At 71.9% G+C, this 12887-nt stretch carries 12 protein-coding genes and 1 tRNA gene; 9 read left to right on the plus strand and 4 right to left on the minus strand.

The genetic code is table 11. The features are described from left to right. Window positions 1–8 precede the first annotated feature (8 nt). The 8 genes from H291_RS0115115 (at window position 9) to H291_RS0115150 (ending at window position 9306) form a co-directional block, all read left to right on the plus strand. Window positions 9–1679: an enoyl-CoA hydratase-related protein gene (locus tag H291_RS0115115; protein WP_020015847.1), complete on the plus strand. Its 1671-nt coding sequence runs from the start codon at window positions 9–11 to the stop codon at window positions 1677–1679. Between the two features lie 158 nt (window positions 1680–1837). Beyond that, window positions 1838–2506 (plus strand): hypothetical protein, encoded by a 669-nt coding sequence (locus H291_RS0115120; protein WP_020015848.1) that lies wholly within the window; start codon window positions 1838–1840, stop codon window positions 2504–2506. 63 nt (window positions 2507–2569) lie between these two features. Next, window positions 2570–4111 (plus strand): alpha/beta hydrolase, encoded by a 1542-nt coding sequence (locus tag H291_RS0115125; RefSeq protein WP_157237067.1) that lies wholly within the window; start codon window positions 2570–2572, stop codon window positions 4109–4111. Window positions 4112–4236: 125 nt separating this feature from the next. Continuing rightward, window positions 4237–4309, plus strand: a tRNA-Thr gene (locus tag H291_RS0115130). A gap of 155 nt (window positions 4310–4464) precedes the next feature. Continuing rightward, entirely contained in the window at window positions 4465–5547 is a 1083-nt protein-coding gene (locus tag H291_RS0115135) for a helix-turn-helix domain-containing protein (protein ID WP_026365783.1), read from the plus strand. 1 nt (window position 5548) lies between these two features. Continuing rightward, window positions 5549–6358, plus strand: a complete 810-nt coding sequence (locus tag H291_RS0115140) for a GSU2403 family nucleotidyltransferase fold protein (RefSeq protein ID WP_020015851.1) — start codon at window positions 5549–5551, stop codon at window positions 6356–6358. Between the two features lie 282 nt (window positions 6359–6640). Next, entirely contained in the window at window positions 6641–8176 is a 1536-nt protein-coding gene (locus tag H291_RS30295) for an MFS transporter (protein WP_020015852.1), read from the plus strand. Then, a complete protein-coding gene (locus H291_RS0115150) occupies window positions 8173–9306 on the plus strand; it encodes an aminopeptidase P family protein (RefSeq protein ID WP_020015853.1) in 1134 nt (377 codons plus the stop codon). The genes H291_RS30295 and H291_RS0115150 overlap by 4 nt, the downstream gene beginning before the upstream one ends. A gap of 55 nt (window positions 9307–9361) precedes the next feature. Here H291_RS0115150 and H291_RS0115155 read toward each other — a convergent pair whose 3' ends face one another. Both H291_RS0115155 and H291_RS0115160 read right to left on the minus strand, forming a co-directional pair. Beyond that, entirely contained in the window at window positions 9362–9751 is a 390-nt protein-coding gene (locus tag H291_RS0115155; RefSeq protein ID WP_020015854.1) for a DoxX family protein, read from the minus strand. Window positions 9752–9831: 80 nt separating this feature from the next. After that, a complete protein-coding gene (locus H291_RS0115160; protein ID WP_026365784.1) occupies window positions 9832–10677 on the minus strand; it encodes an SDR family NAD(P)-dependent oxidoreductase in 846 nt (281 codons plus the stop codon). 114 nt (window positions 10678–10791) lie between these two features. Here H291_RS0115160 and H291_RS0115165 point away from each other — a divergent pair, with 114 nt between their 5' ends. Then, a complete protein-coding gene (locus tag H291_RS0115165; RefSeq protein WP_020015856.1) occupies window positions 10792–11412 on the plus strand; it encodes a TetR/AcrR family transcriptional regulator in 621 nt (206 codons plus the stop codon). On the opposite strand, the gene H291_RS0115170 is transcribed toward H291_RS0115165, so the two are convergent. Both H291_RS0115170 and zapE read right to left on the minus strand, forming a co-directional pair. Beyond that, window positions 11351–11818 (minus strand): ribosomal maturation YjgA family protein, encoded by a 468-nt coding sequence (locus tag H291_RS0115170; RefSeq protein ID WP_020015857.1) that lies wholly within the window; start codon window positions 11816–11818, stop codon window positions 11351–11353. The genes H291_RS0115165 and H291_RS0115170 overlap by 62 nt on opposite strands. After that, window positions 11815–12870, minus strand: coding sequence for a cell division protein ZapE (gene zapE / locus H291_RS0115175; protein WP_020015858.1), 1056 nt, complete (start codon window positions 12868–12870; stop codon window positions 11815–11817). Before zapE ends, H291_RS0115170 begins: the two co-directional genes overlap by 4 nt. Between the last annotated feature and the right edge of the window lie 17 nt (window positions 12871–12887).

The raw sequence follows: 12887 nt of genomic DNA on the forward strand, positions 1-12887 counted from the left end.
ACCGTCCGATGAGGATCCTCCTGCTGGTTTCTGCCTTCAACGGTCTTACCCAGCGGGTCTGGTGCTCCCTCAGGGAGCAGGGGCACGACGTCGGCGTCGAGCTCGCCCCGACCTTCGAGTCGGGTGCCGCCATGACCCGCGCCGTCGAGCGGGTGGACCCGGACCTGATCCTCTGCCCCTTCCTCAAGCACCGCGTGCCGGACACGATCTACGACCGCTGGCCGACCGTCATCGTGCACCCGGGCCCGGTGGGTGACCGCGGGCCCTCGTCGCTGGACCACGCGATCCGCGACGGCCGGGACCGCTGGGGCGTCACGGCCCTGTCCGCCGTCGAGGAGCTGGACGCCGGGCCGGTGTGGGCCACCGCCGTCTTCGACATGCCGGACCAGCCCATCTCCAAGAGCGCGCTGTACAACAGCCGCGTCGCGGACGCCGCCATGGCCTGCATCGGCGAGGTGGTCCGCAAGGTCGCCGACGGCGAGCGGCCCATCCCCTCGGAGGCCTGCCTGCGGATCGTGCCGGTCAGCGGCGAGCTGCCGCTGCTGCGCCGCGAGGACTTCCGGATCGACTGGAGCCGCCCCGCCACCGAGCTGGAGCGGCTCGTCGCCGCGGCCGACGGCGCCCCCGGTGCCCCCGCCGGCGTGAACGGCCGCTCGGTCTGCGTGTTCGACGCCGTCGCGTCGCCGGAGCACACCGGCGCCCTGCCCGGCACCGTGGTGGGCCGCAACCTCGACGCCGTGGCGATCGCCTGCGGCGTCGGCACGCTCTGGGTGGGCTACGCCGCCGAGCTGAGCGGGCGGCGCGGCACCAAGCTCCCGGCCGCACAGGTCATCGACGCGGGCAACGCCCCGTTCCGCCGCGTGCCGGACTCCATGGCGGAGACCACCTACGTGCGCGACGGCGCCGTCGGCTACCTGACGTTCCGCTCCTACAGCGGCGCGATGTACACCGAGCAGTGCCGCCGCATGACGAGCGCCGTGGAGAAGGCCCTCACCGAGGACACCCGGGTGCTGGTCATCAAGGGCACGGAGCACGCGTTCTCCAACGGGATCCACCTGGGCACCGTCGACGCGTCGCCCGACCCGGCCGCCGAGGCCTGGGACAACATCTGCGCCATCGACGAGCTCTGCCTCGCCATCGCGACCGCCGAGCAGCTCACGGTCGCCGCGTTCACCGCGAACGCCGGCGCCGGCGGCGTCATGGCCGGGCTGTGCGCGGACGTGACGCTGGCCCGCGAGGGCGTCGTCCTGAACCCGTACTACGACATGGGCATCTTCGGCTCCGAGCTGCACTCGTGGAGCATGCCGGCGCGGGTGGGCGACCACCGGGCGTCGCTGCTGCTGTCGCGCAAGCTGCCGATCTCGGTCGCCGAGGCGGCGCGGATCGGGCTGATCAGCGCCGTCGGGCCACGCGAGTGGGGCGAGTTCACCACCTGGCTGCAGTCGGCGGCGCAGGGGTATGAGGAGCCCGCGACGCTCGGCTGGATGCTCGCCGCGCGTGCGGAGCGCCGGGCGACCGACCGGCCGCTGTCGTACTACCAGACCATCGAGCTGGCCGAGATGGCGCGCGACTTCTTCGACGACCGCAACGCCTTCTCGGTGCACCGCCGGGCCTTCCTGCGCAAGACGGCCGCGGACGCCACGCCCGAGAAGCTCCGGTTCGCGACCTCTCGCGTCTGACTTCTCACCCGCTCGAGGTGCCGATCACCTGACCGTTTGCCAATGTTGGTCGCGGTGTCGTGCAAGAACCACGCCGCTCGCCACATGACAGGGGTGGAGGCGTCGCATTCCTGCGACACACACCTGGTGGTGTCAGAGGCGAGCGGAAGGAACTGGGCATGAGGATCGAGCGGACGAACCGGTCGGGTGCTGCGGCACGGACTCTCACGCGCGCGGGCGCGTCGGCGCTGGGCATCGGGGTGATCGCGGTCCTCGCGCTGGCGGGGTGCGCGCAGGCCGACACCTCGGGATCCCAGACGGGCGGGTCGGTGTCGACGTCGTCCCCGGAGGAGAGCGACATGACCAGCCCCAGCCCCAGCGCGTCCGACGGCGGGTCCGAGGACGGCAAGCTGCCGGAGGCCGCCGACATGGAGCTCGCCGCCGGGAACTCGGGCCGCGGCCTGCCGCCGGGGCTCGAGGGCAGCACCGACTCGACCGTGGGCGTCGCGTGGTCGCCGGAGCCCGGTCTGCTGTACGTCGTGACCAACGGTTCCAGCTCGTGCCCCACGTTCGCGGAGCCGCAGGCGACCATCGGCTCGGGCGGCGAGTCCAGCGGCAAGTCCGACGGCGTGGCCGCAGCGGACGGTGTGCTCACGGTGACCTTCGTGCCCGCCGAGGACGGCATCTGCACCATGGACTTCGTGCCCACGACCACGGTGGTCGAGGTCCCGGCCGAGTCCGACACCGGGCAGCCGGTGCCTGTCCAGCTCGACGACAAGGGCAAGGTCGAGCTCCAGCCGCGCAGCGCCGACGGCGAGCCCGGCCCGGTCGCCTGGCTCGACTCGTGAGGGTCGCGTGTCGGTTCGCCAACGGGTAAGAAATCCACCGAGCACAACCGGTAGGTTGGCCGGGTGATTCGCCCCGCCCGCCGTCGTCAGCCTGCGGCCGTCGTCGCCACGCTGCTCGCTTCTGCCCTGCTCCTCGCCGCCTGCGGAGCACCTCCCAAGGTGCAGACGGCGCTGGAGGACGTGGGCAAGTCGGACGGCTCGGCGACGGAGGGCGCGCCCAAGGGCTACGAGGACTACTACGGCCAGTCGCTGGAGTGGACCGAGTGCGGCGAGGACTTCCAGTGCGCGACGGCGGCGGCGCCGCTGTCGTGGCACGACCCGGGGGCGGGGAGCATCGAGATCGCGCTCAAGCGCATCCCCGCCACCGGGCAGAAGACCGGGTCTCTGCTGGTCAACCCGGGCGGGCCGGGCGGCTCCGGGGTCGACTTCGTGGCCGACCCGTCGCGCTTCGGGCAGGCGCTGCGCTCGTCGTTCGACATCGTCGGCTTCGACCCGCGCGGGGTGGGGCGGTCGACGCCGGTCAAGTGCTACGACGACGCCGGCAAGGACGAGTTCCTCAGCACGGACTACCCGTACACGCCGGAGGGCCTGGCGGAGCGGCAGGACGCCGTCCGCGCCTGGGGCAAGGCGTGCGACGAGAACACCGGCCCGCTGCTGGGCAACGTGGACACCCAGTCCGCGGCGCGCGACATGGACATGCTCCGGGGCGCGCTCGGCGACGACGAGCTGAACTACCTCGGCTACTCGTACGGCACCCAGCTCGGGGCGACCTACGCCGGCCTCTTCCCGGACCGGGCCGGCCGCCTCGTGCTCGACGGCGCGCTGGACACCACGCTCAGCTCCGACGAGGTGGCGCTGCAGCAGGCCGAGGGCTTCGAGAGCGCGCTGCGCGCCTACGTGACCGACTGCCAGGCGGGCAGCGACTGCCCGCTCGGTGACGACGTGGACGCCGGCCTGAAGCGGATCCAGGACATGGTCGAGGACGCCGAGCCCAACCCGATCCCGACGTCGTCGGGGCGGGACGTGACCAAGAAGCTCGCGTTCTACGGCGTGGCCGTGACGATGTACGACGAGGCCTCCTGGTCGTTCCTCACCCAGGCGCTGCGGGAGGTCTTCTGGGAGGGCACCGGCGACGACCTGCTCTACCTGGCGGACGTCTACAACGACCGCAACGACGACGGCACCTTCAAGTCCAACAGCGAGGAGGCGTTCCGCGCGATCAACTGCGCCGACTCCCGCGCCGAGGAGGACATGACGAAGATGCGCGACATCGCCGCCGAGATCGAGGCCGCCGCCCCCACCCTCGGCGAGTCGTTCGGCTACTCCGGCATCGAGTGCACCGACTGGCCGTACCCGCCGGCCGAGCAGGAGTTCGACCCCGCCGCCAAGGGTGCGCCGCCGATCGTCGTCATCGGCACCACGAACGACCCGGCCACCCCGTACCGCTGGGCCGAGGCCCTCGCGGACACGCTGTCGACGGGTGTTCTGGTGACCTACGAGGGCGAGGGGCACACGGCCTACGGCCGCTCCAACACCTGCGTCAGCAACGCCGTGGAGACCTACCTGCTGGAGGGCAAGGCGCCGAAGGACGGGCTCACCTGCTGACCTCCTGCGGGGCGCCGTTCCGCCGGTCAGGGAAGTCACACGGTTTCGCTTTGGAACCTGGGTCATGCATTGGGTACAGTTGGGCCCGCTCACCCATCCGGTCCTGACCGGTGTGCGGTGCGTGCGCCGCCTTAGCTCAGTCGGCAGAGCGTCTCACTCGTAATGAGAAGGTCGTGGGTTCGATTCCCACAGGCGGCTCAGTGTGAAGGAAGGCCCGGAACCTCGACGGTTCCGGGCCTTTCGCGTTGCTGCTTGCCGATCGGCTGTACCGCGTCCGGTGAGATGCCCCGGACGCGCCCGTCTCGGTCAGCGGTTGGCATGGCTGTGTTTCTCGCTCTAGGCTGTTTCTCACGATGAGAAACAGCGGTTTTCGGGAAACAGAGATCGTGGAGGGCGCGCTTCGTCGCGTCACCGACCTGTTGCCTGGTTCGTGGGAACTCCTGGTGCGTCGTCAGGTTCGGAACGGCTCGCTGCCTTTCGACGCCGTTGTCGAACTGGTCGCACCAACCCGTGAGCGAGTCTCTTTCGTCATCGAGGCGCTGCGGTCGGGCACCCTGCCGACGAACACCCTGATCGACCTCCTCCTGGCACTGGAACGGCCGGCAGGCGTGCCGCTCTTGTTCGTCTCGGACTACATCGGGCCAACGGTCCGTCGCGCTGCTGCCGAGAAGGGCATCAACTTCGCCGACACCACAGGCTGGGTCCGCATCGTCAACGACAACCCCTTGATCCTCCTGACCGGGCAGGGCGCCGATCGGTCTCCCCGCACGCGGTCCAGCAGCGCTGTGACTCGGCTGAATGGACGTGCTGCAGGTCGCACGGTGCGAGCACTCGCCGCCGCTCAGCTGCCCGTCGGGGTCAGAGATCTCGCGGCCATCGCAGACGTGGCCCCCAGCTCCGTCTCCAAGCTGCTCGTCACCCTTGCCTCGGAGGGCATCGTCGATCGTGACTCCGACGGGAGTGTGCTCGCCGTCAGGCGGCGATCACTCATCGGGCGATGGGCTCGTGACTACGACTATGCCAAGTCCAACACCTCGGTCGGCTACTACATCGCGCCCCGGGGGATCGAACGAGCCCTGACCCGGCTTGACCAGCAGAGCGGTGTCACGCTGACCGGTTCCGCCGCCGCTCGGCGCAGTTTGCCGCCTACCTCGGTCCCGGTCGTGCCGATGCGCCTACTGGCGCTCTACGCGGCCGACCCCCCGGGCACGGCGCGCGACCTCGGGCTCATCGTGGCCGATCGAGCCACAGCCAACGTAGTGATCGCCGGGCCCCAGGACGCCGCCGTCCTGCCTGATGCGGATGATCAGCGTCCTGCGATCGCGCCGCTGGCACTCGTCCTCGCCGACCTGCTGACGCTTCCGGGCCGCTCGGACGCCGAGGCCACGCAGCTCATGGACGCACTGGCGGCCACCGATCCCTCCTGGGAGGAATGACTTGAACGATCTCGCACCGGAATATGTCGCCGCGCGCCGCGTCCTCCTCGATGCGCTCGACGCGCTGAACGAGCATCGAGACAATCTGGTCCTGGTCGGTGCACAAGCCGTGTACCACCACACCGGGGCGGCAGATCTGAACGTCCCGTTGATGACGACCGATGCTGATCTTGCGATCAACGCGGACGGGCTGGCAGACGTACCCGAGATCGGCGATGTGCTCCGTTCTGCGGGGTTCACTCCCGGGCGGAACCCCGGACACTGGGTCGCGCTGAATGACATTGCGGTGGACCTCATGGTGGTACCGCACCAGTCGGGGACCAGTGCGAGCGCACGTGGGGCTCGGTTGTTACCGCACGAGAAGCACACCGCCAGGATCGCCCGCGGACTGGAACCAGCTCTTGTCGACAACGAGTACGTGAGGATCTCGGCCCTCGAACAGGCCGACGGCAGATGCTTCGAACTTCGTGTGGCAGGGCCGGCCGCGTTGCTGACCGCCAAGGTGATAAAGATCAGTGAACGTCTTGTCCAAGCAGATGCGCAGCCGGACCGGTTGAAGGAGAAGGACGCGCTTGATGCATTCCGGCTGCTTCAGGCGATCGATACCGCAGATCTCGTGCGTGGCCTCAAGAAGCACCGTGATGACGTGCACGCCTCTGCTGCGACTGAGGATGCTCTCGAGGTACTGAGGATTCACGGGAGCGAGGCGCAGGACCGCGTCCCACTTCTCGCTGCTGGCGCGGCACAAGGAGATCCTGCGGTCGCGCCGGCTTTCGCGGCGCTTGTCAGGGAACTTCTCGCGGCTCTTTGACCGATGGTGGTCTGGCGGACGCTTCCTCACTCGTAATGAGAAGGTCGTCGGTTCCATCCCACCGTGGCTCGGTCTGAAGGAAGGCCAGGGACCTCGACCGTTCCGGGCCTTTCGCGTTTAGGCAGCCCAAGCCCAGCATGTTCAGCTATTGCCGACTCTCCGTCGACGGCGGAGAACGGCAATTTCCCGAACACTTTGGCCCGGCCCCCTCGCCCCTCACCCAATTCGGGTGACGAGCCGCACCCGAGCGGCTCCTAGGGTCTCGCTCGGGAGGGACCCCGGATGAACGCGACGAGCACCCCGGTCGGCGCCGGAGGAGTGCTGGCGGCGACCTGCATCTCGACGCTGGTCGTCAACGCGAACACCTCGGCGGTCAGCATCCTCCTGCCGGCGATCAGCGAGGACACCGGGATGTCGGTCGACACCTTGCAGTGGGCCGTCACCGGTTACTCGCTGGTCGGCGCGGCAGTGATCATCACCTCCGGCTCGCTCGGCGACGTCTTCGGGCGCAAGCGGGTCTTCCAGCTCGGCCTGGCGCTGTTCGTCGTCTCCTGCGTGCTGATCGCGCTGGCGCAGTCGGGCGGCATGGTGATCGCGGGCCGGGTCATCCAGGGCGCCGCCGGCGCCACCATCCTGGCGTGCGGGCTGAGCCTGCTGTCGGTGGCCACGAAGGGCGACGAGAACCTGCGCGCCGTCTCGCTGTGGGGCGCCGCGGCGGCGGTGGGGGCCGCCGCCGGGCCGCTGGTCGGCGGTGTCCTGGTTGACGTCACGGGGTGGCAGGGGCTGTTCTGGATCGACGCCGGCGTGGCGGTGCTGTGCATGGTGCTCACCTACTTCGCCGTCGCGGAGTCCCGGGACCCGGACGCGCCACGGTCCATCGACTACCTCGGCACCTTCCTGATCGCCCTGACCCTGATGCCCTTGATCCTCGGGGTGAGCAAGAGCGGCGACTGGGGGTGGATCTCGGTGCCCACGCTCACCTGCTTTGCGATCACGCTGGTCGCGGGCTGGGGCTTCGTGCGGACCGAGCGCCGGGTCGCCGCCCCGCTCCTGGACCTGCGGCTGCTGCGCAACCGGGTCCTCGTCGGCGCGACCATCGCCATCCTGATCGGCGCGGGCACCATCAACGCGCTCATGTACCTGCTCAGCCTCTACTTCCAGGACCCGTCGACGCTCGGCCTCTCACCCCTGCAGGCCGGGCTGGCGACGCTGCCCGCCACGGTGGGCCTCGTCGTCGTCGCCCCGCTCGTGCCCCGGCTGGCCGGGCGGTTCGGTCCCCGGCAGATCATCGGCGCCGGCTTCGCGATCACGGCCGCCGGCTTCGTCGCGATCGGCTTCGCGAACGCGTCGTGGCAGTACCTGGTGTTCCTGCTGCCCCTCGTGGCCATCGCCGTCGGCATGGGGCTGTCGAACGGGCCGTCGTCGTCGGCGGCCACGGCATCGGTGGCGGCGGACCAGGTCGGCGAGGCCTCCGGCGTCTCCAACATGGCCCGGTACGTCGGGGCGGCGGTGGCGACGGCGCTGGCGGCGACGATCTACGCCGGCGTGACCGCCAACCACGTGGCGGACGGCGCCGCGGACGCCGACGCCCTCTCGGCCGGGCTGGCCGCGGCGTCGTGGGTCATGGCGGTGTTCAGCGCGCTCGGGCTGCTGCTCGCTATCGTCGTCATCGTGCGGCACCCGGCCGGCCGGGCCAGCCTGTCCGACTCGGCGGCCGCGGCCGCCGCGCACCTGCACACGCTGCCCACGACCGCCGCCGCCACGGGCAGGGGCGCGAACGCGCCGTCCGTCGACCAGCCCTCGGGAGAGCCGTCATGAGCACCGAACCCCTCACCGCCGTCCCGTTCACCACCCGGGACTACGCCGCCCGCATGGCGCGCGTGGTCGACGACGGGCGCGCGGCCGGCCTCGACGGCGTCCTGGTGGCCCCCGGGCCCGACCTGGTCTGGCTCACCGGCTACCAGCCGACGGCGATCACCGAGCGGCTGACCGTGCTGCTGCTCACCGCGGACCGGGAGCCCACGCTGCTGGTCCCGACCCTGGAGCGGCCGGACGCCGAGCGGGCCGAGGGCGCGCCCGCCGTCTCGCTCGTGGGCTGGACCGACGGCGCCGACCCGTACGACGTCGTGCGCGGGCTGCTGCGGCCGGACGGCGCGTACGGCGTCTCCGACAACACGTGGGCCATGCACCTGCTCGGCCTGCAGTCCGCGCTCCCCGGGTCGCGGTACGAGTCCCTGACCCGGCGGCTCCCGATGCTGCGGGCCGTCAAGGACGACAACGAGCTGGCGCGCCTGGCGGCCGCGGGCGCCGCGGCCGACGCGACCTACGAGGAGATCCTGCAGGTCCGCTTCGCCGGGCGCCGGGAGACCGACGTCGCCGCCGACCTCGCCGACCTGCTGCGCGCCCACGGCCACGAGCAGGTCGACTTCACCGTCGTGGGATCCGGGCCCAACGGCGCCAACCCGCACCACGAGGCGGGGGTGCGGGTGATCCAGGACGGCGACTGCATCGTGCTGGACTTCGGCGGCCTGATGTTCGGCTACGGCTCCGACACCAGCCGCACGGTCTGCGTGGGCGAGCCCACCGAGCAGATCCGCGAGGTGCACGAGATCGTCCGCCGCGCCCAGCAGGCCGGCGTCGACGCCGTGCGCCCCGGGGCGGCGTGCCAGGAGGTGGACCGCGCCGCCCGGCGCCTGATCACCGAGGCCGGGTACGGCGAGCAGTTCATCCACCGCACCGGCCACGGCATCGGCGTCACCACGCACGAGCCGCCGTACATGATCGAGGGCGAGGAGCTGCCCATGGTCCCCGGCATGTGCTTCTCGGTCGAGCCCGGCATCTACCTGCCCGGCCGGTTCGGCGTGCGCATCGAGGACATCGTCACCGTCACCGCGGACGGCGGCCGCCGCCTGAACACGAGCGACCGCTCGCTGCGCGTCGTCGGGTGACCGGTTGGCCTGGCGCCGACCCGACGGCGCCTGGCTCCGGCCCGACGGCGGCCCCTCAGGCGGCCAGCGGGACGGGCCCGAGCCGGCCCCACAGCACGAAAGCGATCAGCACCAGGTAGGCCAGGTCCGGCACCAGGAGCCGGTACTCCCGGCGCGAGATCCGCGTGACCGCCGCGCCCACCATGATCATCGCCAGGCCCAGCGCCGCGAGCGGCACCAGCTCCGGCGCGACGCCCGTCAGGCCCGGCAGCACGAGGCCGAGCCCGCCCAGGATCTCCAGCACGCCGATCGTCTTGATCCGGGCCTGGCTGACGTCGTCGGTCCACGCTGCCGAGGCGCCGCCCGTCGCGCGGATCCGCTGCTTGCTCAGGACCACCTTGAGCAGACCGCCCGCCACGTAGGCGAGCGCGAGCAGTCCGGCCACTGTCCACAGGGCGATGTTCATCGGGGAGTCCTTCCGGTGCCGCAGGTCGCTGTCGCCCCACCGACGAGACGGGCGCCCGTGCCGTGACGAGCGCCCGGCACCTACGGTGCGGGTTCGGGGACGGCCTCCTCGGCCGCCCGGCTCACGGCCTCCCACTCCTTCCAGGTGCGACGCCGCTCGTCGGTGACGGCGAACGCGACGTCGTACGCCGTGCCGCCGAGCAGGAGCCGTCGCGGCGGCCGGGGGCTGTTGACCAGCGTCATGATCGCCTCGGCCGCGAGCCGCGGATCGCTGTCGACGCTGTTCTCCGCGAACTGCGCGGCGAGCCGTTCACGCAGGGTGTCGTACGCGGGCAGCGGTGCGGCGGTGTCCATCGCGGAGTAGAGGTCGGTCCAGTAGCCGCCCGGCTCGACGACGGTCACGTGTACGCCGAACTCCGCTAGCTCGTGCGCCACCGCCTCGCTGAGGCCCTCCAGGGCGAACTTGCTGGCGCTGTAGAGGCCGGTGCCCGCGAAGCCGGCCAGGCCCCCGATGCTCGAGACCTGGACCAGGTGGCCCGACCCCTGTCGGCGCAGCACCGGCGCCACCGCCTGGGTGACCCAGACGGCGCCGAAGAAGTTGGTCTCCAGCTGCGCGCGCACCTGTGTCTCGGTGAACTCCTCGACGAACCCGTACGACATGATCCCGGCGTTGTTGACCACCACGTCGAGCCGCCCGAACGCCTCGACCGCCCGGTCGACGGCGGCGCGGACCGACCCCGGGTCGCGGACGTCGGCGGCGAGCTGGAGCAGCCCGGGGCGGGCGTCGTCGTCGCGCAGCGTGCGGGAGAGGGCGGCGACCCGGTCGCCGGCCGCGAGGGCGGCCTCGGTGAAGGCGCGGCCCAGACCGCGGCTGGCTCCCGTGACGAGCCAGGTGCGGCCGGTGGTGCTGATGTCTTCGGTCGTCATCATGAACCCCTTCGATGTTTTGTCGAGACGAAGCGTCTCGACAAAGATGCTGCCGGATGCGTCGAGGACTTGTCAAGACGAAACGTCTCGTCTCTTCAAAGGTAGGGTGGTGCCATGGCGACCGAGACGCAGCGCTCCACGGGACGACGGCGTAACCCCGCGACGCGCGCGACGATCCTGGCCACGGCCTTCGACGTCGTCGCGGAGCTCGGCTACGCCGGGCTGACGATCGAGAAGGTGGCGGCCCGGGCCGGCGTCGGCAAGCAGACGATCTACCGGTGGTGGCCGAACAAGGGCGCCCTGGTGCTCGACGCCGTGCTGGAGCGCACGGCGGGCTCCGGTCCGGAGGGCGCGGACGGCGCGCCGGCCGAGCTTCCCGACACGGGTGACCTCGAGGCCGACCTGATCGCCGTCCTGGTGGCCACGGTCGCGGAGTTCGCCGACCCCGACTTCGACCGGGCGCTCCGCGGCCTCACCGCGGCGATCATCGAGGACGCCGAGCTCGCCGGGGCCTATCGCGAGCGGCTGGACGGCCCGATGCGCGAGCTCAAGAAGCGCCGGCTGCGCCGGGCGCAGGAGGTCGGGCAGCTCGACCCGGACGTGGACCTCGACCTGGCCGTGGACCTGGTGTTCGCGCCGGTCGCCCAGCGCTGGACGGAGCGGTCGGGCGACCTCACGCCCGACGGTGCGCGGGCGGTCGTGCGGCACGCGCTCCGGGGGCTCGCGGCACGATGAGCCGGTGCAGCGCCCAGCCCGCGGCCGCGCCCACGGCGTACCAGGGCAGGTCCGGGGCGTTGAACGTGGTGCCGAGCACCAGCCGGGCGAGCGTGCTGTGCGCGCCGAGCGTCGCGGGCACGCCCGTGAGCTGGAAGAGCTCGACCGCCACGCTGAACCCGCACGCCACCACGGCGGCCACCCAACCGCGCGTGCGCGGCGCCACGACCAGCACGAGCCAGAAGATCAGCAGGGCGTAGAGCGCGTCGCCCGCGTACTTCGCCACGTCGCCCGTGAGCACGGACCGCACGGACAGTCCCGCGACCACGGTCAGCACGGCCGCGACGGCGGGCACGGCCCGACGGCGGAGCGCGGCCGCGACGCCGTCGTCCCGTGGACGCGCCGTCGTCCCGGGTGCGCCGCTCATGGTTGCCCCTCCGGTACGAGGCGGCCGGCCCGGCCCAGCTGCCGCAGCCGGCTCGTCGCGCGGGCCAGGTCGGGCGGGGCGGGACGCCCGTCGGGCACCACCAGCAGCTCGTCCAGCGGGCCCGGGGCGGTCACTACGAGCGGCAGGTCCCGGTCGTAGAGCACGTCGACCAGGCTCACGAACCTGGCCTGCGTGCTGACGTGGGAGTCGGCGAACGGCACGACGTCGGACACCACCCAGCGGTCGAACCGCTCCGCCAGCGACAGCAGGTCCAGCGCGGACACGGGCGCCGTGCAGAGCCCGGCGAAGTCGAACCACACGGCGCCGTCCGCCGCGCGGAGGGCGCGGACACTGCGGCCGCCGGCCAGGGGCACGTCGACGGCCTCGTCCGGCGTCGGACGGGCGAGCCCGTCGTCCGCGGATCCATCCGCCGGCCGCGGTGTCACCACGAGCCCCGCCCGCCACCCCGTCGCGGCCGGGGCGTGCAGCTCGCGGTAGTCCAGCGGGCCGTCCACCCGCAGCACGTCGAGCGACGACTCCAGCAGGGCGATGAGGGGTTCGGCGAGCTCGTGGAACAGCGGGTCGGGCAGCAGCCCCTGCGGCGGGTAGTTCGACGTCGCGACGAGCGTCACCCCGCGGCCCACCAGCGCGCGCAGGGCCCGGGAGAGCAGCATGGTGTCCCCGGCGTCGTGCAGGTGCAGCTCGTCGAAGCAGAGCACGGCGGCGTCACCGAGCAGGGCGTCCAGGGCGCGCTCCATCGCGTCGGGCGTGCCCGTGCGGGCCCACACCTCGGCGTGCAGCGCGCGGTAGAACTCGTGGAAGTGGAACCGGGGGCCGCCCGAGCGGACGTGGAAGCGGTCCAGGAGCCAGGTCTTGCCGCGGCCCACCGGACCCCAGAGGTACACCCCGCGCGGGCCGTCGTGACGCGGGCGCCCGGGCCGTGCGCCCAGGGTGTGCAGCAGGTCCTCGAGGTGCTCCGCGGCGGCCAGCTGGGCCGGGTCGAGCGCGTACCCCGCGGCGCCGGCGGCGTCGCGGATCGGCGTGGACTGCATGCGTCGAAGGTACCCTC

It is taken from the genome of Promicromonospora sukumoe 327MFSha3.1, from assembly GCF_000385135.1.
Classification (GTDB): Bacteria; Actinomycetota; Actinomycetes; order Actinomycetales; family Cellulomonadaceae; genus Promicromonospora; species Promicromonospora sukumoe_B.